The following is a 24,826-nucleotide window of genomic DNA, read 5'->3' as shown; positions in this document are numbered from 1 at the left end:
TGAAGGGGATAAGAGTCGGCTTGACTGAAAAGGGTGAATATGTTATATTTACTTTAGTGGATAAAAGCTTAAAAGCGAACAAGCGTTTAAGTGGAGAAGAGTTTTGAGGATTAAATCAGACGCGCTTAGGCGCTCTCATACAAGGAAGGATGGGAATTATAATGATCGTTATCGCAGGTAAAGCTACTCCGGAGGAACATATTCAGGATATCGTCGCTACAATTGAAAAGGAAGGACTTCAGGTCCATATCTCGCGTGGAGAGGACCGCACTATCATTGGCCTTATTGGTAAAGTAGAACCGAAAATGGCTGAGCATCTCCGTCAAATGAAAGGTGTAGAGAATGTCGTCAAGATTTCGAAGTCCTACAAATTGGCAAGCCGTGATTTCCATCCTCAAGATACTGTTATCTCCATCAAAGGTGTAGATATTGGCGGGAAAGAACTCGTCGTTATGGGCGGACCGTGTGCGGTTGAATCAGCTGCACAGATTGATGAGATTGCCGGACTGGTTAAGGCTGCCGGTGGACAGGTGCTTCGCGGTGGTGCATTTAAGCCACGTACAGGTCCGTACAGCTTCCAAGGAACGGGTGTTGAAGGCCTGATCATGATGGCAGAAGCAGGTAAGAAACATGACCTGTTGACGATTACAGAAGTCATGACGCCTGAATATGTGGATATCTGTGCCGAGTACGCAGACATTCTGCAAGTAGGTACACGTAATATGCAGAACTTCGATTTGTTACGTAAATTGGGTGAGTGTGGCAAACCGGTATTGCTGAAACGTGGCTTCAGTGCAACTTATGATGAGCTGTTGAATGCCGCTGAATACATTCTTGCGGGTGGCAACCCGAATGTAATGCTGTGTGAACGTGGTATTCGTACATTCGAATCCTACACACGTAATACGCTCGACCTCTCGGCCATCCCTGTCTTGCAGTCTCTCAGTCATCTACCAGTCATTTCGGACCCAAGTCATGGTACGGGTCGCCGTGAGCTGGTTGAACCAATGACAAAGGCTTCTGTTGCTGCTGGTGCTAACGGCCTAATTATCGAAATGCATACAGACCCCGATAACTCCATGACGGGTGACGGCGTGCAGTCTCTGTTCCCTGACCAATTTGCCAACCTGCTTCAGGATCTGGAGAAATTGGCACCAATCGTCGGTAAAACATTCAACACAGCCAAACAACCGGCGGAGTTCTTTCCGGCACGAGTTGGCGTATAACTGATCTTAATAGTATAGGTAATATAGTTCACCCGGGCATCTGCCCTGGCTCCGTTCAATGAGAATGGGGCTAGGACAAAATGTCCGGTTTTTGTGTTATTTGAGCTTTGAACGCATTTATTAATCATAGGTGATAAGAAACATTTATGATGTAATGTTATTTCCATAATTTAGGCTAAATATAGCCCTGCTTTACCGCATTAAACCAGTTAAATATAGTGTATATACGTTGTTAAGTGAAATAAATAGGTTTATAAAATGTGAGCATAGCTTACATAGTCGCAAAAAATACCTTACATAAGTATTGACGATGTCACATTTGAGATTTTATAATGACGACAGAAAAAAATTCGAATATGGACATTTTCTTAGCGGGGTTGTTTAATGTTCGGAATATTTGGGAGGACGAATACATGTCGGTTGAAAACGTATTGAAATCAATTCAAGAGAACAACATCGAGTGGGTAGATTTTCGTTTTGTAGATTTATCCGGTCGTGCGCACCACATCTCGTTACCAGCTTCGGCAGTTGACGCAGACACTTTTGTAAATGGGGTAGCCTTTGATGGTTCTTCTATTCAAGGTTTCCGCGGAATTGAAGAGTCCGATATGGTTATGATTCCAGATCCTGAAGCGACTTTTGTCGATCCGTTCACAGCACACCCTACATTGAATGTTATGTGTGATATCTTCACTCCGGATGGCGAGCGTTATGAGCGTGACCCACGCGGTATCGCAGTCAAAGCGGAAGAATTCCTGAAAGAAAGCGGAGTAGGTACAGCAGCATTCTTCGCACCTGAATCCGAGTTCTTCATCTTCGACGATGTACGTTATGAGAGCGGCACGAACAGCTCTTCCTATTTCGTAGATTCCGAAGAAGCTTCTTGGAACACCAACCGTAAGGAAGATGGCGGTAACCTGGGCTTCAAAGTTCGCACTAAAGGCGGATATGTTCCTGTAGCTCCAGTGGATACACAACAAGATATTCGTAGTGAAATGTGTCGCATTTTGGAAGAAGCAGGCCTGTCGATCGAACGTCACCACCACGAAGTGGCGACAGCTGGTCAAGCCGAAATCAACTTCCGTTTTGATACGTTGAAGAAAACAGCAGATAACCTGCTTGTATACAAATACATCGTGCATAACACTGCACGTCAATATGGTAAAGTAGCAACATTCATGCCAAAACCACTGTTTGGTGACAATGGTAGCGGAATGCACGTTCACCAATCCATCTTCGATGGTGATTCCCCATTGTTCTATGACAAAGCGGGATATGCAAACCTGAGCGAAATGGCTCTGCACTACATCGGAGGAATTTTGTACCACGCTCCAGCTTTGATTGCTTTGACTAACCCTAGTACGAACTCATTCAAACGTCTCGTACCTGGTTATGAAGCACCGGTTAACCTGGTTTACTCCAAAGGTAACCGTTCGGCAGCAGTACGTATTCCGGTTGCAGCTGTGACACCAAAAGGTTGCCGTATCGAGTTCCGTACACCGGACTCCACAGCTAACCCTTACCTGGCATTCGCTGCAATGCTGATGGCGGGTCTGGATGGTATCAAACGTAAAATCAACCCAACTGAGCTTGGATATGGTCCACTCGACAAAAACATCTATGATTTGTCTGATGCAGACAAAGAAAATATCCGCAGTGTGCCGGCTTCCCTGGAAGAAGCGCTTGACGCTCTGGCAGCGGACAACGAATTCTTGACTGAAGGCGGCGTCTTCACGAAAGAATTCATCGAAAACTATATCAACCTCAAACGTGACGAAGCGAAAGCAGTAGCAATTCGCATTCATCCGCATGAGTACAGCCTCTACTTCGACTGCTAATCCAGTCGGAACAGAAACTGTTCCCAATGTAAAGCCTCCGGGACTCGCTCTCGGAGGCTTTTCCTTGAATTAAACAATGTAGTGCATTAACTTTGCAGGGTGATAAAGGAATTTGATAACCCTGATTCGCAGCTTCGGTGCTTATTGCCCTTGAAGCTGATAGGGAATACTGATATCATAGCGATAATATTTACTTCATATGTCAGCTACGGATGGAAAGGGCGGGGGATTTTGTGACAAAGAGAGCGTATAATTTTAATGCAGGACCTGCGGCGTTGCCACTTGAGGTTCTGGAGCGTGCTCAGGCAGAATTTGTTGATTTTCGGAATACAGGAATGTCGATTATGGAGATGTCTCACCGTGGAGCGGTGTATGAATCTGTACATAATGAAGCTCAGGAGCGTTTGTTGTCTCTGCTAGGCAATCCTAAAGGATACAAAGTCCTTTTCCTGCAGGGCGGAGCCAGCACTCAGTTCGCCATGCTGCCGATGAACCTGCTCGGGGAAGGGCAGACAGCCAGTTACGTCATGACAGGAAGCTGGGCCAAGAAGGCACTGTCTGAGGCGAAACTGATTGGGGAGACGCAGATCGCTGCATCTTCCGAAGCGGATAAATATATGAATTTGCCGGATGTGTCGAATCTTAGCTTGCCGGATCGCACAGCTTATGTTCATTTGACGTCTAACGAAACAATTGAGGGAACACAATTCAAGTCATTCCCGAATACCGGTTCAGTTCCACTTATTGCCGACATGTCGAGTGACATCTTCTGCAAACCGTTTGATCTTAATCAATTCGGCATGATCTATGCAGGTGCACAGAAGAACTTGGGTCCATCAGGGATTACGGTTGTTATTGCTCGCGAAGAACTGGTTAGTGAATCTCCTAAAACGATTCCGACAATGCTTCGTTATAGTACACATGTGGATAACAATTCTCTCTATAATACACCACCGTCCTTCTCCGTATACATGGTGAATGAGGTTCTGAAATGGATCGAGGAACAAGGTGGATTGGCTGGAATTGAACAGAAGAACATGAAGAAAGCAGATTTGCTCTATAATGCGATTGATTCCTCCGGAGACTTCTACCGCGGTTGCGTAGATCCGGCAGATCGTTCCCTGATGAATGTGACCTTCCGCCTGGCTAACGAGGAGTTGGAGAAACAGTTTATCAAGGCTTCAGAGCAAGAAGGTTTTGTTGGTCTGAAAGGGCATCGGAGTGTCGGTGGCCTGCGTGCTTCCATTTACAATGCGGCTCCATATGAAAGTGTTAAAGCACTTACGGACTTCATGAGCCACTTCCAGAAGACAAATGGATAAATAATCTGGCAGCGAGTTGTGAATTCAAGTATTCACACTTGTGCTTTACCAGAGCCTTCCACATTGACGTGTGGAGGGCTTTTCTTTAAGATTAGAGAATTGTCGTTTACATGAAATGAAAAGGAGATTGAACACATATGGCTTTACATATCGTTCTGGTTGAACCGGAGATTCCGGCAAATACAGGCAATATTTCTCGTACATGTGCGGCTACCGGCACACATTTGCATCTCGTGCGTCCACTCGGATTCCGTACGGATGATGCCACGCTGAAACGCGCAGGTCTGGATTACTGGCATGCCGTTCATATTGAATATCATGATTCGTTTGCTGAGGTTCGGGAACAGTATCCAGAAGGGCGTTTTTTCTACGCAACCACGAAGGCGAAAAACCGTTATAGCGATTTTAAGTTTCAAGATGGAGATTTTCTGGTATTCGGTAAGGAGACAAAAGGTCTTCCTCCAGAATTAATTGCTGCTAATCCAGATACTTGTATGAAAATGCCAATGTCAGGTGATGTCAGATCATTAAACTTGTCAAACTCAGCAGCCATCATTGTGTATGAGGCATTGCGTCAACTTAATTTCCCGGGTCTTGATTAGTCTAATTCGCTTATAAGTGACGGTTAGAATTCGCTAAAAAAACATTTTTCAAAAAAAAGGACAAAAAATGTTTATTTCCAGCAGGATTCGACAAAATCTTGGCGAATTAATAAACATAGTACAAATGTACCTAGAAATTTAGAGTAAGATAGGAGAGGTGTGCCGTAGCTATGAAGCCAGCTGGAGTCGTTCGCAAAGTTGACCAATTGGGTAGGATCGTATTGCCTAAATCTTTGCGTAAAAGGTATCAAATGAATGAGGGAGATCCTGTAGAGATCTTAGTACAAGGGGACCATATCATTCTAGAGAGATACCGTCCAAAATGTATTTTTTGTGGATCGATGGAAGAAGTCAATGAGTTCAAAGAGCGTTACATATGCGCACAATGTTTAGATGAAATGACCCAGCTTCCACAGCACGGGTAAAATAAAAAGTATCATGACCTCTAAAGGTCATGATACTTTTTTTGTGTGGAAAAACCATGTCCACTTCTAGTTTACCGGGATTAAACGAATGGAGTCAGCTATTAGTGTTGTACTCCATCACCCAATATTTCTCCCCGGGTGTACCTTCTTCAATGACTTTTTTCCAACCCTGTCGTTCGTAAAAGCCAATTGCTTTATGATTATCAGATACACATTTCAATCGAACAGGCTGCTGCATGAGTGAAATTGACGCATCAAGTAAGCGTGAACCTGTACCCCCGCCGTTAAAACCGGGATGAATAAACAGAAGGTGGATAAAGTTCTCGGGAAGGTACAGCGAAGCGAAGCCGAGAAGCTGTCCATCTTCATTTTCAGCCACGAGGATATGCTCACCCACGGTATCTGTATCAAAATCCTGCAGAGACAGTTCTTCCGGCTTAGCCCAGTGGAATCGGGCACGTCGCGACTCCAGATAAATGTTTCTCAACTCCGCATAATCTGCATGAGTGGCTGGCCGTATAATCAAATGTTCCCCTCCAGAATAGGCAGTATATCCGACCATACATTGTCAAGAATGGCTTGCATATTTTGTTCATCACTATTGATGGCAACGACGGACTCCAGCTCCGGTAGGATAACGCATAGTTGCCCATTGGCGCCATCGGCACGGTAAGCGTTATGGGAACATCTCCAGAATTGATATCCATAACCTTGTCCCCAGTCGCCGTCTCCTGGTGTGGGAATCTGTTGTGTTGTCGCTAATCGGATCCATTCCGCAGGAATGAGCTGCTTGCCATTCCAGTGGCCCCCCTGAAGCAACAGTTGACCGAATCTACCTAATTCCTCGTTGGTGAGCTGCAGGCCCGCACAGCCCAATGTAATGCCCAAGGGAGAAGTCTCCCACTCTACATTCGTAATGCCCAATGGCTCGAATAGCCGGGGAATCAGATAGTCCTTAACGGTTTGACCGCTGGCAGCCTGAAACATGGCGGAGATCATAAACGTATCTGCACTGCTGTATGTAAACGTTTCACCAGGAATTCTATCCAAAGGAAGGGACATGTAATATTTCGCCCAATCTTTCTCAGGCAGGGTGGCTCGCTCTTCTGCCCATAACACAGGTACGTCATGCCCCGATGACATTCGCAGCAAATCGTACAGGGTGAGTTCCGCAGGAGGGAAGGCTGTTAAATGGGAAGCGGGTGTTGGTGATGTGAAGTAGTCCCCAAGTTTGGATTCAAGTGTAAGTGTGCCCTCATCCAAAGCCAGTCCAATCGCCATACAGGTGAACGATTTGCTGACAGAGTGTTGTAAGCGGCGCATATCGCTAGTGCGATCCCACGCTCCGATTGTAACCCCTTTCTGCAATACCCGAACAGAATGAACGTTTAACTGCTGCTCATCAATATGTTGAACAAAAGAATTAATAATACTCAGCATCTTAACATCCTTTCTAAAAAAGAAGATAAATAAAAGAAATTTTGCTGTTGGTGAAACGTTTCCGCAATCTGGATCAAAAATTAGAACTTATGTTATTACAAACGAGGTTCAATGTCAATGAATAGGTGCAAACGGTTACTTAAAGGAAAAAGTTTTATATTAAAAGTGCCTTTTGACGCAAATTTTATCACGAAAAATCAGTTTTTTAAGAAAAAAGCGCGAAATTTGTAAAAAGGTTATTGACAGGGTTTGTACTTCGGGATTATGATTTATTCGAAACGATTCGAAGAAATCGCTTCCACGTAAAATGTGTTGTATTCAAGTCCAAGTAAATCAACGTTGGCTATGTTTTGAAACGATTCGAGAAAATCGTTTCGATAACCGAGCGAAATACGGGGGAATCACTGGAAGTTGCAACAAAAAGGCAGAGAAACAGAAGTATACAGACAGCAGCCGGCGATGAAAGGGGTTACATATGGCGCATATAACGATCGAAACCGGATCGCCTACGTTATGCATGAATACAAGCATACATGTAGTGTCCAGTGACTCCGGAGACACTTCAGGCGGTACGCTATATTTGCTGCATGGGGCAGGCGATAATGCAAGTACATGGCAACGTTTGACTACAATTGAAATGTACGCGCAACAATATGGCTGTACCATCATTATGCCGGAAGCGAACCGAAGCTATTACACCGATATGGAATACGGCCTGAATTACTTCCATTACATCACTCAGGAGCTGCCTGAATTCTGCAGGCGTCAGCTCAATCTCAATACAGACCCGGCAAAGACTTTCGTCGCCGGTCTATCCATGGGTGGGTACGGTGCATTGAAATGTGCACTGACATATCCCGAGAGGTACCGCAAGGCGGTGTCCTTATCAGGTGTAACTGATATTCAGACCCGGCTTCACGATCCAGAAATGCCATCAGGCATGATCAAGGAAATGAAAGCGGTTTTTGGAGAACGGTTACAGGTAAAACCTGATCAGGACCTGTACGCACTGTCTGCCAAGCTGTTGAAGCAAGGTGGAGATTTACCGGATATTCTGAGTTGTTGTGGTGATATTGATCCGTTTGTGGATATGAATCGCAAATTCGCGGAATACATGCAGGAAACGGATTTTGAGTTTCAGTATGTGGAGACACCGGGTACCCATGAATGGAGATTCTGGGAGCAACACCTGAGAACAATGTTTGATTTTCTGTATAACGACAAGACCAAAGTAGAGTGAGGAGATGCAATTTGAAACCTGCAGCCGAAGGACCTAGCAAAAAGCTGAAGGGAAACTTGAAAGGCAATTCGCTCTGGAGTGAAATCTGGAAGCACAGAATGACGTACACCCTGCTTATTCCAGGGCTCGTCTGGCTGATCCTGTTTGCCTACATGCCAATGGGTGGCCTGTCTCTTGCGTTTAAAGACTACAAGGCAAACCTGGGGATCTGGGGAAGCCCATGGAGCGGATTTGAGAATTTCAAATACGTTTTCCGGGATCCAACCTTTATTGACGCGGTATGGCGGACGCTGTACATCAACATTCTAAAACTGATTATTCAGTTCCCGTTCCCGATTATTCTTGCCCTGTTGCTGAATGAGTTGCGGATGCGTAGAGGGAAGAAGTGGTTCCAGACGGTTCTTACGTTCCCTCACTTCCTTTCATGGATCATCGTATCCGGGGTAGTCATCAACGTCCTGGCTTATGACGGACTGGTAAACAGCGCACTTGGTTTGCTTGGATTGCCAACCATTAACTTCCTCGGTTCCGAGTCCAACTTTGTACCGATGCTGCTGTTGACGGACATTTGGAAATCAAGTGGATGGGGTGCGATTATCTTCCTGGCTGCCATTTCCGGTATCGATCAGGATCAGTATGAATCAGCACAGATTGACGGAGCATCCCGTATGCAACAGATGTTCCGCATCACATTGCCAAACATTCTTCCTACAATCACCGTCATGTTCATCCTGTCGGTTGGTGGATTGATGTCTTCCGGTTTCGACCAGATCTTCAACTTGGCAAATGCCGCAACTAAAAATGTATCAGAAGTATTGGATGTATATATCTATCGGATTACGTTCCAGTCCTCAACGGACTTCTCATTCTCGACAGCGGTCAGCTTGTTCCGTTCCCTCGTGAATATGGTCTTGCTGCTTCTCGCAGACAGATTTGCCAAGTGGCTTGGCGGAGACGGTTTGTTCCGATAAGAGAGGAGGAAAAATGAAATGAGTAAGAAAGCTAACAAAAAGCCGAGAATTGGCACAGAAAAAATGACATTTCTCGATTACATTATTTTCGCCATTTTACTTGTGCTTGCTCTGATGATTCTGATTCCGTTCTGGAATGTCATCATGATCTCGTTCGCAACACAAAAAGAATATGCTGACAATCCATTTTTAATGTTCCCTAAAGAATGGACATTGGATTCCTATAAGGCGTTGTTCGCTGACGGAACGATTCTGTCGGGGTACAAAAATACAATTATTTTGCTAGTCATTGGTTTGCCACTCAGCTTGTTCCTGACAACAAGCATGGCATATGGCCTTAGTCGCAACAAATTTCCGTTCAAGAAATTTCTCTTTTTCCTAGTACTGTTCACCATGATCTTTAATGGTGGTATTGTACCGCTGTACCTGATCATGAAATCACTTCACCTTACAGGTACGCTATGGTCCGTTATCCTGGCAGGAAGCTTCAGTGCGTTCAACATGATTCTGATGATGAACTACTTCTATACCTTGCCCGAGTCGCTGATGGAATCGGCGAGATTGGATGGAGCAGGAGAGTGGAGAATTCTGTTCTCAGTTGTTCTTCCGCTGGCTACACCAATTATGGCTACAATCACGTTGTTCTACGGTGTGGCATACTGGAACAGTTGGTACGATGCGATGATATTCCTGCGAAAAGCGGATCAGTTGCCGCTCCAGAATGTTCTCAGAAACATTATCGTCACATCCCAGACGAACGCATCCAATGCATCCAGTGTGGATGCTGCCCAAGCAAGCAATTTCTCAATGGGTATGAAGATGGCGGCAGTATTTGTCACCATGGTACCAATTATGTGTTTCTTCCCAATGCTGCAAAAACACTTTGCCAAAGGGGTATTAACAGGGGCTATCAAGACCTGATTATACGTATAGGATTTTGCATTAAAATTCTACTAAAAAACATGGGGGTAAAACATGAAAACGAACAAAAAGTTGTCAGTAAGAGCTCTCTTTGCCATCACGCTTAGTGTAGTTATGCTGATGGTGACCGCTTGTTCCAGCCAAGGAGCTTCAGGTGGTAACGAAAAAGATGCAGAGGGAAATTACAAAGATAACCTGACCATCTCTGTAGCTAACCTGACAGAAATTAAAAACGGGAACTTGGATAATGACTTCCACAAGTTCTGGACAGACAAGTTCAATGTAACATGGGATTACAACTATATCGATTGGGATTCATGGGGCGAGAAGCTTCGTCTGTGGATCAACTCTGGCGATTTGCCTGATGTAGCAGTATGGAACTATGTGCATGGCGATGCCATGAACAGTATTGATCAAGGCCTGTTCTACAAATTCCCGGATGACTGGAAAGAACGCTGGCCTAACGTGGCAGCAGCCTACAAGTTGACCGGTCTTGGAGACAAGCTGGAAGAACTGACGGGTGGAACATACGTCCTGCCAAGACCAATCTATTTCGAGAACAAACCTGCTGACCCATTGACGAACCAAATTGGTGTCATTGCGCTTCGTAAAGACTGGGCTGAAGCGGTTGGTTTCGAACTGAAAGATGCATATACAACAACTGAATTGAATGAATACGCTGAGCTTGTGAAAGAAAAAGATCCAGGCAAAGTGGGCAACAAACTTGTACCTCTGTCCTACAATGCGGCAGATGCTATGACGAATATCATTATGCCGAACAGTGTGCATGCCATGACCGACACGCCGTTCTACAAAGGTGAAGATGGTCAGTTCCACTGGGGACCAGCAGATCCTGAAACTCTGACAGGACTTAAATTGATGCAAAAAGCTTACAAAGATGGTTTGCTCAATCCTGAGTTCTACACATGGAAAAACAATGAGGGTCAAAACAACTTCAAAGTAACAGGTACAGCTGCAGTAACAAGTCTGGGCGGCCTGGCTTCGTACAGACAAGGTCTGGATTCCGATATGAGAAAGAATCTGGGTGTAGATAGTGATGAACTGGTACACACAGCAATCGTAGTTGGCGACGACGGAAAATACCGTAACATGGAGCAAGCTAACTTCTGGTCTGCATTGATCTTCAATCCAGACATCAGTGACGAGAAATTCGAACGGATCATGGATCTGATCGACTACTCGACTACCAAAGAAGGACAACTGCTCATCAACATGGGCTTCGAAGGAACAGATTGGAAATATGATGAAAACAAAGAACTGGTTAGCTTGCTGCCAGAAGGAACTGTTCTGGAAGACAAATACCCAGCACGTTTCGAAGGTCTGTATCTTTTGGGTGACGACTTCAGTGTTGTAAACCCTGCAATTAAAAAGGATTATCGTGATAGAGCTGTGAAACTGTTCGAGGAAAAAGCAAAACTCGGTACAGAAGGTCAATCACTCGCAACATACGACTGGGATGTCAACCTGTACGATTCCAAAGCTAAAAGTCAGGCTTCATTCGACTACCAGAATGAATATGCCAACTTGATCCTCAAAAATGGAGATCTGGAAGCGAACTGGAAAGAATGGGTAAACAGCAAAATGTCCCTGGTTCAACCTTACCTGGATGAACTGAACAAAGAATTCAAGTAATCATTCAGTAATTAGCAAGATGGGATATGACAGGTGTGTTCTGTCTGTCCCATCCAATCGAACCCGGTGCGCGGTCTCTCCCCGAACGCAGCCGGGTTCTTTATTTCAACAACATGTAGTGGAGGAAAATGTCTATGAATAACGAGCAGTTGCTAGACCTTGTAAAACAAATGACCTTGGAAGAAAAAACGGCCCAGCTGCTTCAGCTGACCGCTAACTTTTATGAAGGAACCAGTGTTGAAGGTCAGATCACAGGTCCAATGGAAGAGATGGGAATCACGGAGCAGTCCGTGGATGCCAGTGGCTCCATTCTGGGATTGTCCGGTGCACAGGCCATTATTGATGTACAGCAAGCTTACCTGAAAAAAAGCCGTCTCGGCATTCCACTCTTGTTCATGGCGGACGTTGTGCATGGTTTTAAAACTATTTTCCCCATCCCACTAGCCATTGGCTGTTCATGGGACACTGAATTGGCAGAGAAAAGTGCTGAGATTGCAGCACGTGAATCCGCCGTATCTGGCCTCCATGTTACTTTTGCACCGATGGTCGATCTCGTTCGTGATCCGCGCTGGGGTCGTGTAATGGAGACAACAGGCGAAGATCCTTATTTGAACAGTCTGTTCTCTGCGGCATTTGTACGTGGATATCAGGGCGACAATTTGAAGGATGAGCCGGATCGTCTGGCGGCTTGTGTAAAACACTTTGCAGCATATGGGGCAGCAGAAGGTGGTCGTGATTACAACACGGTCGACATGTCTGAACGCAACTTGCGTGAGTACTATTTACCGGCTTACAAGGCAGCACTGGATGCAGGCGTAGAAATGGTTATGGCTTCATTCAATACCGTAGAGGGTATTCCAGCGAGTGGAAATGAGAAGCTCATGCGTGACATTTTGCGTGACGAGTGGGGCTTTGATGGTGTATTGATCTCCGATTGGGCTTCCATTCGCGAGATGATTGCTCATGGCGCAGCTGAAGATGATCGTGAAGCCGCGTACCGCGCCATTCGTGCAGGAGTTGACATCGAGATGATGACACCTTGTTATGTCCATCATCTGCCAGAGTTGATCAAGAACGGAGAAGTAGAAGAGACGCTCATTGATGAAGCGGTGCTGCGTATTCTGCAACTGAAAGAAAAGCTGGGATTGTTCGATAATCCACTGCGTGCAGCTGATCCGGAGCGTGAGCGCGAGATTGTCTTCTCAAAAGAACATCGTCAGGTATCGTATGAGCTTGCAACCAAATCCGCTGTATTGTTGAAAAATGATAATGACGTTCTTCCGCTGAAGCCAGAAGCCAATGTAGCGTTAATTGGACCTTTTGCTCAAAGTGAAGACATTCTCGGATGGTGGTCCTGTGAAGGTGTCAAAGAGGATGCCGTTAAACTCGGAACTGCTTTGCAGGAACGTCTTACTTCAGGAAAAGTTCATATGGCTCAAGGCAGCAACGTTCACACGATCACCGCTGAACAGATTGCTGAAGCGCTTGAAGTAGCAAGCAAAGCTGATCTGATCGTGCTTGCACTTGGTGAAGATTCCGAAATGAGTGGTGAAGGTGGATCACGTACGGATATTCGTTTGCCGGCAGCTCAACTGGAATTGGTTAAACAGCTCAAAGCAACGGGTAAACCAATCGCCAGCGTTATTTTCAACGGTCGCCCTCTGGACTTACATGGTGTATTTGAAGAATCCGATGCTGTGCTTGAAGCGTGGTTCCCGGGCAGTGAGGGTGGAGCGGCCATTGCCGATGTATTGACGGGTGTGGTGAATCCATCTGCGCGTCTGACGATGTCCTTCCCGCAATCTGTAGGTCAGATACCGGTATATTACAATCATTTTAATACAGGACGTCCACTTAATCCGCAAAAAACGGAAGAGCGTTATGTTTCCAAATATATTGATAGTCCGAATGATCCGCTGCTTCCGTTTGGCTACGGCTTGTCATACACCTCGTTTGAGTATGGTGACCTGGAAGTTTCGAGCAATGAAATGACTGCTGATCAACCTCTGACGATCCAAGTGCGTGTAACCAATGCTGGCGAGCGTGCTGGTGTGGAGACGGTTCAGTTGTACGTACGTGATGTCACTGGTGAAGTTGTGCGTCCAATGCGTGAGCTGAAAGGGTATGTTAAGCTGTCACTCGCACCGGGTGAAAGTGGTACGGTTACATTTACATTAAACGAAGAACAGCTTCGTTATCATCATTCCGATTTGAGTCATCGCAGTGATAAAGGAACATTCCACATTTTCGTAGGGCCGAATAGCCGCGATACATTGGAGAGTACGTTCAAGTTGGTGTAATGGGATACACCTCATATCGATAAATGAAGGAGGATATGAATAGATATATGAAGACCATGAATAAATCTCAAATCAGCGTACAATCCGGCGATCTGTGCTTTACGTTCTGGGAAAGCGGTGATTTGTTCAAGGCTGTAAGTGGAACAACGATGATTAATCAGTGGATGGCTAGTCCAGTGGACGGCTCCATGAACAATCTGTACTTGCGTTTTCACAGTGATTCCGGCATTCGTTTTGTGCCAATGCTTGGCATTCACTCCGACAGCCAGGTGAGCACCGACGGTAGTCGTATGGTATGGACAGGTACCGCTGAGGGCGTAGGCTATCAGGTTGTATTTGCTCCAACAACCCAAGGTGTATGGTTCTGGGATGTAACTGTAAACGGTAATGGAGAAGAGGTCGACGTGGTCTATGGCCAGGATGTCGGTAATGCGGATTCAGGTGCGGTACGCAGCAATGAGGCTTACTTGTCGCAATACATTGACCATGCTGTATTTGAGGATGCGAAGCTGGGATATATCGTAGCTTCACGGCAGAATCAGCCACAAGGCGGGGCTTTTCCTTATCTTCAACAGGGTTCATTAACCCGTGCAGCAGGTTACTCCACAGATGGATTCCAGTTCTTTGGCTTGAGTTACAAGGAAACGAATGTCCCTGAAAGTCTGAGCAAGCCAGCACTTGCAAATGAAGTGTATCAGTATGAATTTGCATACACAGCCTTGCAGTCCGAAAAAGTGGTGTTGAGTGGCGAAGCTCGCTTTGTGTTCTATGGACTCTTTCAGGCCAACCATCCTGAAGCGGTGAAGGAACTTGAATACCAGGATGTTGTACAACAGGCTTGGGACGAGTATGAAGCGAAGCGTCAAGAGAATACAAGCACGGTACAGGCAGTAACCAACGTATTCCCAAAAGTATCTCTCCATCCGGTAATGGGTGAACCCTTGCCTACTTTATCGATGACTGAAGAAGAAGTGAATTCCCGCTTCCCGGCTTCGAAGAGACATCAGGAAGAGCGCGCGGATGGCGAATTGCTGGCGTTCTTTACAGATACGTATGAGCATATTGTGCTGAAGGAAAAGGAAATGCGTGTGGAACGTCCACATGGACACATTCTGATGAGTGGCAACAATGTGAAGCTGGGTCAGAACGTAATCACTACGTCTTCCTATATGTATGGTATTTTCAATTCCCATGTGGTTGTGGGAAATACGAACTTCAATAAAATGATGAGCAACGCACGTAGTGCACTCAACATACCGAAAACATCCGGTCAGCGGATCTACGTTGAGATGGAGGGAATCTTCCACCTACTTACGATGCCTTCCTTGTTTGAAATGGGCTCCAACTATGTTCGCTGGTATTACAAAACAGCTGAGGATACGCTGATCATCACAAATTATACAACTTTGGATACTCCTGAAGTACATCTTCATGTGAAGTCGGAAAAAGGAATAGCTTATCGATACCTAATCACCAATCAGATTACGATGAATGTGAATGAATATGAACTTCCTGTTCATGTTTCCGAGCAGAATGGTGAACTGAGCTTCAAGGCAGATCGCAGCTCCCTCAGTGCCGAAGTATATCCTAATCTGGAGTACCGCATGCGGGTAAGCGGAGCAGGAGTGAAGGTTGGCGATGAGACTGAGCTGGCAAGTGGAGTAAACGCAGGCGACGACTCACTGTCGACTTTACGGCTGGACAGCAGTGCTGAATGGACATTGACCATTCAAGGTCTGTTGGAAGGAGGACAGACTGCATCCTCGACGCGCACCTTCGAAGAGGAAGTGTCAGCTTATCGTACCTTCTATGCAGAAGTGATGAATGGATTCCATTTGTCCCAACCTCAGAAGCAAGGAGCAGACGAGTTGTTCAAAGTGAATGCTCTTGCATGGTGGTACACCCACAATATGTTGGTGCATTACTCTGTTCCTCACGGACTGGAGCAATATGGCGGTGCAGCTTGGGGAACACGGGACGTCTGCCAGGGTCCGGTCGAATACTTTATGGCTACACAAAAGTATGAGCAGGTTCGCGACATTCTGAAGACTGTATATTCGCATCAGTATGAGGATGACGGCAACTGGCCGCAATGGTTTATGTTCGATCGTTATTTCAAAGTTCAGCAGGAAGAAAGCCATGGTGACATTATTGTTTGGCCTCTTAAAGTACTAAGTGATTATCTGATTGCTACCAAGGATTATTCGATTCTGAATGAGGAAGTACCTTATACCGTAAAACATGGTTTTGATTTTACTGATCAGACAGCCAGCGTGCTGGAGCATGCCCAGAAAGAGCTGGAGTATATTCGCAGCCATTTCCTGCATGATACATTCCTCTCTTCATATGGTGACGGGGACTGGGACGATACATTACAGCCTGCCAATGCTCAATTGAAGCAATATATGGTCAGCAGCTGGACTGTGGCGCTCACCTATCAAACGTTGAAGCAGCTATCCAGAGCGCTTGCGCCTGTGAAACCGGAGCTTTCTTCCGAGTTAAGTGACATGGCAGCGGGTGTGAAAAGAGACTTCAGCAAGTATATGCTGGATACCGATGTGATTCCAGGCTTTGTATATATGGAAGATCCGGCACAAGCAAAACGCATGCTGCATCCGGATGACAGCGAGACAGGTATTCAGTACCGTTTGCTGCCGATGACACGCAGCATGATTGCCGAGCTGCTGGAGCCTGAGCAAGCGCAATCCCATTATGAACTGATCAAGGAAAAGCTGTACTGCCCGGATGGTGTCAGATTGATGAATCGTCCAGCACAATATGATGGCGGCGTCAGCACTCATTTCAAACGAGCAGAGCAGGCATCCAACTTTGGACGTGAAGTGGGCTTGCAATATGTTCATGCTCACATCCGCTATATTGAAGCCATGGCGAAGCTGGGTAACCCGGATGAAGTCTGGAACGGCCTTGGCATTATCAATCCAGTGGGTATTCAGGAAGCTGTTCCTAACGCAGATTTGCGTCAAAGTAATGCCTACTTCAGCAGTTCTGACGGGAAATTCAACAACCGTTATGCAGCGCAGGAGCAGTTCGATAAGCTTCGCACCGGAGATGTGCAGGTGAAGGGCGGTTGGAGAATCTACTCCAGTGGACCGGGAATCTACATGAATCAGCTCATTTCGAACGCCCTGGGTATTCGTCAGGAGGAAGAAGATCTGGTTCTGGACCCTGTGTTACCTATCAGCTTGGATGGCTTGCATTTTGATTTCCAATTTGCGGGCAAAAAAGTAACCTTCGTCTATCATCTCAGCGGAGAGGGCGTACAACGTATTGTGCTGAATGGCAAGGAACTGGATGCGACTAGGCTGCAACAACCTTATCGTCTTGGTGGACTGCGTATTTCACGTAAGGAGCTTGAACAGAGCCTGAGCGAGAATAACGTGATTGAGATTTACAGTTAATCGTGTAAACGTTAGTCCATTTTATCAAGTATAAATATTTTAGATGTCAGGTCCTTCGATTTCGAAGGGCCTGATGAACATAACAGGGGAGCGAAGAATGTGGTCAGTATCAAGGATATCGCCAAACAGGCGGGAGTTTCGATCTCTACCGTGTCATATGCTCTGAATGGTAGCAACAAAGTGACAGATGAGACCCGTTCCAAAATTTTGGCTATCGCCAAAGAGCTGAACTATGTTCCCAATGCTGCTGCCAGAACATTGAAGAAGAGAGAATCCAAAATTCTGGGTGTATTTCTGACGGATTTTAGCGGGGATGTATATGGAGACTTGCTTAGTGGTATGAAATCTGTATGTAACGCGCAAGGGTACGACCTGATTGTGTGCAGCGGGAAACAATCTCATCGAATGCTTCCGGAGCGAATGATTGATGGTGCTGTCATTCTGGATCATACATTTGCGAGCAAGGAACTAATGCAATATGCAGACAGAGGACACAAGATTGTCGTTCTTGACCGGGAACTGGATCATCCCAATATTAATCAGGTACTGCTGGATAACAAGGCAGGAGCAACCCTTGCGATGGAGCATTTGATTGAACAGGGACACACGAAGATCTATGTCGTGACTGGTCCGGAAGGTTCATTTGACTCGGCTCAGCGGTTGAAGGCTGTAAGTCAAGTATCGGAGCGGGAAGCGAATGTGGAATGGATTGAGATCACCGGAGATTTCGAGAAGAGTGGCGGAGAACGGGCAGCGGAACGTATTATTCAGGAATATACTCAACCAGTTGGGGTGTTTTGTCTCAATGACGAGATGGCGATTGGGATGTGTGACCGGCTTGCTGATAGCGAGTTAAACATTGGTCAGGAGATTGATATTATTGGATTCGATAATATTGAACTTAGCAAATATGTGCAGCCAAGACTGGTCACAATTGATTATTCCAAACGAAAATGGGGCGCACTGGCAGCCGAACAATTAATCAAGATTATTGCCGGAGAGCCTGTCGATCATGAACGCATCTACGTGACACTGGTGGAGGGCGGGTCGGTAAACAGCAAGGTTCAGTCAGAATATCTTGCACAAGCCCAAAGTGAAAAGGCGGTTAGCTATTGACGACGCTGCCCCCTCTTCATTCCATGCATGTTGTGTCAAACGACGACTGTACAGCAAGAGACAAGGCTTAGAAGAATTGGAGCATTCTTTTAAGCCTTGTCTCTTGTTTAGCTTCTTTATTTGACCCATTATAAAATGAAAAAACCTCTCACCAGGAGAGGCTTGGCCCTTAAAGGCCCTTGGTTTTGTCATTGTTGTAGGATGAAGTGAGAATGCCTGTAAGGAAGAGAGCCAATACAATTGCAATAATCCAAAATGTCAGTGAAAATGACATACCATAGCACCTCCTGCACAATCTTTACTTCTATTATAACCATTATAGGAAGAAAAGGAATGCTTCACTCCATCATTTGTAAAATAAAAAGTGAGTAGGTACCGGTCGGAGGCTCCCGTCCGAGGGGTTATTCACAACCCGGTTGTTCACGATGAGTGAGGACGATCCACCGCCATCCAGATTATAGGCGTCCACAACGCCAAGCTTGTACAAACGTCCTTGCAGTTCTTCCAAGGTGGCTCCTGAGCTTCCCCCTTCGTTATACCCGTCAACAACGATAATCAACAATTGATCGTCCTTATAGTTGCCGATCACGGTGCGTGGTGCCCGCTTGGGTGACACTTTCCATTTGGCGGGAATGACCGTTTTTTGTCCATTCTGCAAGAGCACGGGTACAAATGTGGCACCAAATTGTGGTTGTAGGCGATCCAGGGAACTTTTGTCGAAAAATTTACCGCCTACCAGCTTACCGGCATCATCAAGACCTACAAAAAACAGATCCTTAAAGCTGGCCTGAAAACCATTCACATACTTGCCATCCATAACTGTTGTACTCAACGGATACCGTTTACCGCCACTGTCGGCAAACCCGCCGGCATTAATTCCGGCAATGGCACCGCTGCGCTTGACCGCCTGCATGGTTGTCTCAGATCGGCCTGGCTCGCTGTCCAGAGCCATCTTCATGGCCGTGGGATCTTTTAGCTTGATTTTCATCGCATAGCCCTTATAGGGCCCTGGATTGACCCTGTAGAGTTCAATCGTAAGTCGATCACTGTTTATCCGTTCAAACGGAACGCCCAGCTTGGATGAGATCCGTTGATTATAGATCGTTTCCGGGCGAGCGGCTTGAACCGTAGCCTTCTGTACAAGCGTCGACATCGTACTCGTTGTCTGATTGTACAGCTGTGTAGTTCTTTTAATAGAAGAAGAAGTCTGAACAGCAGCTTCTTTTGCCCCTGCAAGCTCCTGGCTAATTGCCTGGGTCCGGGGTGTAACATTCTCTTCAGCCAGACCGGAATGAATGAAATCTCCGGGGTCAAGCGGAGGACGAATCAGCAGCATGCATAATATCAATCCAACAAAAGGAGCAAGTGCAAGCATAAATAAACGATTAACCTTTTTTACGGGTGTAATCATTTGAGCAGGTCCATCTTTTTCTGGAGTGTCTCCAGTTGTTTTTTGACTTCGCTCAGCTGAGTATACAATTTGTTGCTGTTGTCGGTTTTATCGTTTGCATTATCCTTGGTGAAAGTCAGTAATTCATTAAAGGACTGCACCTGGCCCTGCAGGTCCGCTACTTCCTTGGATATCGTTGTTAGCTGCTTTTCGTAGTCGGCTTTGAGCGCTGCAATCTGCTGTTGATTATGGGTCTGAAGCTGATTAATCATCTGTTGCTGGAGGTGGTTACTATAATAGTAGGTTCCGAGTACTCCAAGTGCAATGAGAACAATCCACATGACCAGAAACAGCTTGACTGAAGATCCGGCCTTACCTTTGGCGCTCCGGGTGTGATGGATGTCAGAGGGTTGGACAGAAGGTTTCATATCATCACTCCTGGTTATTTATAGGTACAAAAAATTTTCCAGTCCTCATTCTATCACGCCACTATTGATTACGCAAAAATGAAATTCTTTGAGTAATAGGATAAAAAGAGATTGCATCGGAAGGAAGTCCTAGGATACAATTTCTTATAGATGCAATAAGTAGGAACTTTGGGCAAGTTTTTCGACTTTTTTAGATAGAAATGCAGGAAATTTATACTATATTTTGATCTTTCTTCACTTGGGAAGACAAAAGTCCTGTTGTGACGACAGCAAAATACAGTAGAAATAGAGCTGTTCTTACAGCTGTATCAAGTGTTTTTCTATTTTTCGACATTATCCGACTTTTACTTCTTCTATACACGGACTGTCGCAAGGATAGAGGCATCATCATGGCTGATGGTGGAAAAGGAATCTGTACAATACATAACAGGGGGAACAACAATGAAAAAAGTATGGCAGGTGGTCATCGTAGATATCCACCCCACCAGCATGCTGGGTACGAAATTGATTTTGGAAGAACAGCAGGATCTGTTGGTGCGGGGGATGACTTCGACTGGGTCCGAAGGTCTTGAACTGGTGAACATTCACCAGCCCGATCTGATTTTGATGGATTATCGGCTTCCTGAGGGCCAGGCGGATCAGTATATATCCCAAATGAAAAATCTGTCGGCTCATAGTCACATCATTATTCTAACGGACGAGGACAATGTAAAATTATTTCGTCATCTGATCAGTCTAGGTGCAAGTGGCATGCTGTCCAAACAGGCTTCCCCTAGCCAGCTGATTCATCTGATATCCGGGCTGCGTGAGGGATGTGTATCCATCCCATTATCCTGGTTAGCCAGTTCGGAATGGGCCCAACCCGTCGAATCTCCTTCAGAAGAACTTATTGTTGAATTAACAGAAACCGAAACTTTTATCATGGAAAGAATTGTTCAGGGCGTAACCTATGATAAAATAGCCAGTGAGATTAACGTTAGCAGACGTTCGATTGATAATTACCTGCGTAAAATATACGTCAAGCTGGATGTAAGCAGCAGGGCACAGGCGATTGAACGTTACGCTTTATATGCGAGGCAGACCAAAACCGTATCCTGACGAGCATCGCTCCATGAATCCCTATGTACGAATGCTCGTCAAGTGTCGGGTCTGGTCATATTCAGTGTCCAACAAGAATAGGTTGTAGGGGCTACGGACTGCGAGCACAGTTCGGATTAGGGATGAAAGGGGAACGGACCGATGAAATATTTCTTCGCCTCCCGTACAAACAGGCTTTTGACATCACCGCTGAGGGACATACGTGAGATGTCTGGTCGGGATTATTTCATTTCTCTGGCAGAAGAACTGCCTGCGGAGGAGCTGTTTCCATTCAAATTGCTGGAAGAAGCAGCGGTGTCTGTATTTAGTTCCGGACCCTCCGCATTGCAGTATGGTGAACCGGCAGGGTATAGACCGTTGAGAGAATGGCTGGACAACGATTGGAATGCTCGCAAGGGCATACGGACAGTCCCGGAGCAGATTCTATTAACCACAGGTACCCAGCAGGCGATCGATCTTGTGATGCGTTTGCTGCTTGAGCCTGGAGATTCCGTGTTGGTCGAGCATCCCACTTCTCCAGGCTGTCTCGAGGTTTTGGAGATGCAAGGTGCCAAAATCGTGCCCGTCACAGGCGATGGGGATGGCATTTTGCCTGACCTTTTGGAGCATCACATGCAGCAGGTGAGACCGAAGCTGCTTTTTGCTGCACCCAGTTTTTCCAATCCAACCGGCGTGCTGTGGAGTATGGAACGGCGTGAGGCTGTGCTTGATTTGTGCTCACGCTACGGTGTGCTGCTCGTGGAGGATGATTCCTATGGCGAACTTCATTTCGATGGATTGGAGCCGGGAGACTTCTACCGGAAGTATCCTTCCCTCTTTGCGCTGGATACAGCGGATCAGGGTGGACATGTTCTCTACATTGGTTCGTTTAGCAAAACTGTAGCACCTGCCCTGCGTACAGGTTGGGCTGCCGGGCATCCGGCCTTGATCCAGGCTATGGCCTCCGTGAAACGGATAGCAGACGGACAGTCCAGTCCCATGAATCAGCGGTTATTGTATCAACTGCTCGCCCATTCTCCTTTTAAGTGGAGTGATCATCTCTCCATGCTGAACCGGGAGTATAAGACTAGGCTCAAGCTTATGCTCGAATTATTGAAGCGTCCGGGATGGAAAGGGAGCCAGTACAGTATTCCTGAAGGGGGGATGTATCTGTGGGTACAGTTGCCAGATGGATTGGACAGCGGAGCTCTGCTCAAGGCAGCGTTGTTAAAAGGAGTATCTTTTCTTCCCGGTTCTCTCTGCTCCACGGGTGAACAGGATCATCGGTACATCCGATTGAACTTCAGCCATCCCGGCCGGGATGAGTTGCTGCTTGGCATGAATCTGATCAGTGAGTCCATAACAGAGTTTACAGCCCGGAGCTAATCCGGATATAGAAAAGAAAGAATGTAGGGTCAAATTCATGCCTGGAACCTCTGACAGCAGAAGTTCCAGGCATTGGATTTGGAAGCAAATAAGTTACCCCCAAAGTAATTACGTTATTGCATCCACTAACATTTTTATATATAATATGTATTAATGAGTTGTTGTTTTCTTTATATAAGCTGCATTCATTGCAAGTTCAGGAGAAGCACTCATATATTTTAACTAACGGGGGAACGAACATGTCTAACATTTTATTTGTCAAAGCAAACGACCGTCCTGCAGATCAAGCAGTCAGCGTACAATTGTACGATGCATTTTTGAGCGCATACAAAGAATCCCACCCAGGTGACACAGTTACCGAACTGGATCTCTACAATACAGATATTCCTTACTACGGCAACACTGTAATTACAGGTGGTTACAAAGCCGCTAATGGTATCGAAGCAACTGCTCAAGAGCAAAAAGCAGCTGCACTGGCAGCACAATTGCAAGATCAATTCTTGGCAGCAGACAAAGTAGTATTTGCATTCCCACTGTGGAACTTCACTGTTCCAGCACCACTGGTAAACTACATTTCCTACCTGAGCCAAGCTGGCAAAATGTTCAAATACACTGCTGAAGGCCCTGTAGGTCTGGTAGGCGACAAAAAAGTGGCATTGTTAAACGCGCGTGGCGGAGTTTACTCCGTTGAGCCAATGGCATCCGCTGAAATGTCCGTTAAATATGTAACCAATGTACTGAACTTCTGGGGTATTCAAAACCCTGAACTGGTTATCGTTGAAGGCCACAATGCTTCACCTGACCGTTCCCAAGAGATTGTAGCAGCAGGTCTGAAATTGGCTTCCGAAGTGGCAGCAAGCTTCTAATAGCTTATATATAGAAACACGAAAAAGCCCATTATCTCCGTTGGAGATGATGGGCTTTTCTGCATCTTCATTTTGCATGGAGCTACACTGCCTGTTGCCTCAGTCATCCCTTCCATGGATCAGGTAGGGCTCCGCTACTTCCGCAATATGTTCCAGCTCACTGTCTTCATGTTGATTCAAGGAAAAATCCATTTCTAGTTCATTTATACTCCGTTCAATCATATCATTATCCTCAAGCATGTGAGCATGCTCGGTCAGTGCCTGCACACCCTTAACCGTCAGCACATATCGTCCACGGGATAGCCGCTCGAACCAGCCATAATAGTTTTTTTGCAAAATGGCCGCAGCGGAACCCACACTTGTCTGTTTGCTGATCGAGGCGGGGGAGGCCTCTCCCTGAGCGCGAAGGGCGGAAGCTACACGTAATGCTTTTTCCCTGTAAGCGGTGACCAGCTGCCTGCGTGTGCTTCCTCCCGTGTTGTAGTCACCACTGCGCTCGTCGAATTCCTTCAGCAGTCGCTGCCGCCGGATACCGCCTTTACGGACAACGGTGCCGCTATCAGGCATAAGAGATTGGACAGCAGGTTCGCACAGCACATCAATCAGAGGTGATTTGGTTTTGTAGAACGTAACGGTGATAAGCCCCAGCCCAAGTTGTCTGCATAGTGCTGTCAATTCGCCCCAACGCTGGTTCACGGCACCACGCTTGCTACGATTCTGCTCAACAGCCAGATACACGAAGGGGCTGAGCTTCAGGCGCTGCATTCCCTGTAGCAGCAGAGACAGATTAAATGTTTTTTTCATCTCCACAATGAGTGGTTCATTCTGATCCGATTTGACCCCAACCAGGTCACAATGTTTGACTTCAGCCTTCACGTCGTAGCCGCGTCGTTCGAAAAAAGCCTTTACAGGTGAATATAACTCGGTTTCGTACTTTACTGCCATCGTTTCTGCTCCTTCCCTGAAGTGGCTCGTCTCTGGCCATCTATTGTCCCGTTTTCTGAATTTAGAACCTTCATTATATCATATCCGTTCTTTTTTTTCTGAGTGCACAAGATGTCTGATAGAACAGTGAAAGCCTCAAATTAAGACCCGCGGATTGAAAAAAAGAGGTCAACTTATCCGATTTGCCGCATAGGTATGTAATACACTTTTCACAACAATACATGATGTTTGGACAGAGGGTGGCGGGACTAATCCGGACCG

Annotated in this window: 20 protein-coding genes; 15 read left to right on the top strand and 5 right to left on the bottom strand. The window is 46.1% G+C overall.

Going from position 1 to position 24,826, the window contains the following annotated elements; translation table 11 throughout:
* The first annotated feature begins 161 nt into the window (after positions 1–161).
* The 5 genes from aroF to G3352_RS20895 all read left to right on the top strand — a co-directional run bounded on the left by aroF (position 162) and on the right by G3352_RS20895 (position 5,413).
* Positions 162–1,226 (top strand): 3-deoxy-7-phosphoheptulonate synthase, encoded by a 1,065-nt coding sequence (gene aroF, locus G3352_RS20915; RefSeq protein WP_063564242.1) that lies wholly within the window; start codon positions 162–164, stop codon positions 1,224–1,226.
* Between the two features lie 413 nt (positions 1,227–1,639).
* A complete protein-coding gene (gene glnA, locus G3352_RS20910) occupies positions 1,640–3,064 on the top strand; it encodes a type I glutamate--ammonia ligase (RefSeq protein WP_063564243.1) in 1,425 nt (474 codons plus the stop codon).
* 233 nt (positions 3,065–3,297) lie between these two features.
* Positions 3,298–4,386 carry a 3-phosphoserine/phosphohydroxythreonine transaminase gene (gene serC / locus G3352_RS20905; RefSeq protein ID WP_163759423.1) on the top strand — a complete coding sequence of 363 codons (1,089 nt, stop codon included), beginning with the start codon at positions 3,298–3,300 and terminating at the stop codon, positions 4,384–4,386.
* A 137-nt stretch (positions 4,387–4,523) separates the two neighbouring features.
* Positions 4,524–4,988 carry a tRNA (uridine(34)/cytosine(34)/5-carboxymethylaminomethyluridine(34)-2'-O)-methyltransferase TrmL gene (trmL, locus tag G3352_RS20900; protein WP_163759420.1) on the top strand — a complete coding sequence of 155 codons (465 nt, stop codon included), beginning with the start codon at positions 4,524–4,526 and terminating at the stop codon, positions 4,986–4,988.
* A gap of 170 nt (positions 4,989–5,158) precedes the next feature.
* Complete coding sequence (locus G3352_RS20895; protein WP_024629045.1) at positions 5,159–5,413, top strand: AbrB/MazE/SpoVT family DNA-binding domain-containing protein; 255 nt, start codon at positions 5,159–5,161, stop codon at positions 5,411–5,413.
* Between the two features lie 94 nt (positions 5,414–5,507).
* Here G3352_RS20895 and G3352_RS20890 read toward each other — a convergent pair whose 3' ends face one another.
* Both G3352_RS20890 and G3352_RS20885 read right to left on the bottom strand, forming a co-directional pair.
* Positions 5,508–5,939, bottom strand: coding sequence for a GNAT family N-acetyltransferase (locus G3352_RS20890; RefSeq protein ID WP_163759418.1), 432 nt, complete (start codon positions 5,937–5,939; stop codon positions 5,508–5,510).
* A complete protein-coding gene (locus G3352_RS20885; RefSeq protein WP_163759416.1) occupies positions 5,936–6,853 on the bottom strand; it encodes a serine hydrolase domain-containing protein in 918 nt (305 codons plus the stop codon). The genes G3352_RS20890 and G3352_RS20885 overlap by 4 nt, the downstream gene beginning before the upstream one ends.
* 475 nt (positions 6,854–7,328) lie before the next feature.
* On the opposite strand from G3352_RS20885, the gene G3352_RS20880 reads away from it, so the two are divergent.
* From G3352_RS20880 to G3352_RS20850, 7 genes are all read left to right on the top strand, one after another.
* Positions 7,329–8,093, top strand: coding sequence for an alpha/beta hydrolase (locus G3352_RS20880; RefSeq protein WP_163759414.1), 765 nt, complete (start codon positions 7,329–7,331; stop codon positions 8,091–8,093).
* Positions 8,094–8,104: 11 nt separating this feature from the next.
* Positions 8,105–9,064: an ABC transporter permease gene (locus G3352_RS20875; protein WP_062320079.1), complete on the top strand. Its 960-nt coding sequence runs from the start codon at positions 8,105–8,107 to the stop codon at positions 9,062–9,064.
* A gap of 18 nt (positions 9,065–9,082) precedes the next feature.
* Complete coding sequence (locus G3352_RS20870) at positions 9,083–9,985, top strand: carbohydrate ABC transporter permease (protein WP_076289886.1); 903 nt, start codon at positions 9,083–9,085, stop codon at positions 9,983–9,985.
* Positions 9,986–10,039: 54 nt separating this feature from the next.
* Entirely contained in the window at positions 10,040–11,638 is a 1,599-nt protein-coding gene (locus G3352_RS20865; RefSeq protein ID WP_076289885.1) for a type 2 periplasmic-binding domain-containing protein, read from the top strand.
* A 134-nt stretch (positions 11,639–11,772) separates the two neighbouring features.
* Positions 11,773–13,938 (top strand): glycoside hydrolase family 3 N-terminal domain-containing protein, encoded by a 2,166-nt coding sequence (locus G3352_RS20860; protein WP_163759412.1) that lies wholly within the window; start codon positions 11,773–11,775, stop codon positions 13,936–13,938.
* 47 nt (positions 13,939–13,985) lie between these two features.
* Entirely contained in the window at positions 13,986–17,357 is a 3,372-nt protein-coding gene (locus G3352_RS20855; RefSeq protein ID WP_163759410.1) for a GH36-type glycosyl hydrolase domain-containing protein, read from the top strand.
* A 99-nt stretch (positions 17,358–17,456) separates the two neighbouring features.
* Positions 17,457–18,473, top strand: a complete 1,017-nt coding sequence (locus tag G3352_RS20850; RefSeq protein WP_163759408.1) for a substrate-binding domain-containing protein — start codon at positions 17,457–17,459, stop codon at positions 18,471–18,473.
* Positions 18,474–18,819: 346 nt separating this feature from the next.
* On the opposite strand, the gene G3352_RS20845 is transcribed toward G3352_RS20850, so the two are convergent.
* Complete coding sequence (locus tag G3352_RS20845) at positions 18,820–19,884, bottom strand: phosphodiester glycosidase family protein (protein ID WP_163759406.1); 1,065 nt, start codon at positions 19,882–19,884, stop codon at positions 18,820–18,822.
* Positions 19,881–20,291, bottom strand: coding sequence for a hypothetical protein (locus G3352_RS20840; RefSeq protein WP_063564256.1), 411 nt, complete (start codon positions 20,289–20,291; stop codon positions 19,881–19,883). The genes G3352_RS20845 and G3352_RS20840 overlap by 4 nt, the downstream gene beginning before the upstream one ends.
* Before the next feature lie 441 nt (positions 20,292–20,732).
* Between G3352_RS20840 and G3352_RS20835 the strand changes: the two genes are divergently transcribed.
* From G3352_RS20835 to G3352_RS20825, 3 genes are all read left to right on the top strand, one after another.
* Positions 20,733–21,389: a response regulator transcription factor gene (locus G3352_RS20835; RefSeq protein WP_163759404.1), complete on the top strand. Its 657-nt coding sequence runs from the start codon at positions 20,733–20,735 to the stop codon at positions 21,387–21,389.
* Between the two features lie 141 nt (positions 21,390–21,530).
* A complete protein-coding gene (locus tag G3352_RS20830) occupies positions 21,531–22,754 on the top strand; it encodes an aminotransferase-like domain-containing protein (RefSeq protein ID WP_113051660.1) in 1,224 nt (407 codons plus the stop codon).
* A gap of 239 nt (positions 22,755–22,993) precedes the next feature.
* Positions 22,994–23,620, top strand: coding sequence for an FMN-dependent NADH-azoreductase (locus G3352_RS20825; protein ID WP_163759402.1), 627 nt, complete (start codon positions 22,994–22,996; stop codon positions 23,618–23,620).
* Between the two features lie 99 nt (positions 23,621–23,719).
* Here G3352_RS20825 and G3352_RS20820 read toward each other — a convergent pair whose 3' ends face one another.
* On the bottom strand, positions 23,720–24,565 hold the full coding sequence (locus G3352_RS20820; protein ID WP_163759400.1) for a DUF2161 domain-containing phosphodiesterase: 846 nt from the start codon (positions 24,563–24,565) through the stop codon (positions 23,720–23,722).
* Between the last annotated feature and the right edge of the window lie 261 nt (positions 24,566–24,826).

This window comes from Paenibacillus sp. ALJ109b, from assembly GCF_010747435.1.
GTDB classification, from domain to species: domain Bacteria; phylum Bacillota; class Bacilli; order Paenibacillales; family Paenibacillaceae; genus Paenibacillus; species Paenibacillus taichungensis.
Note: the sequence above shows the minus strand (reverse complement) of the source record. Positions and strands in the feature narration are given on the sequence as shown.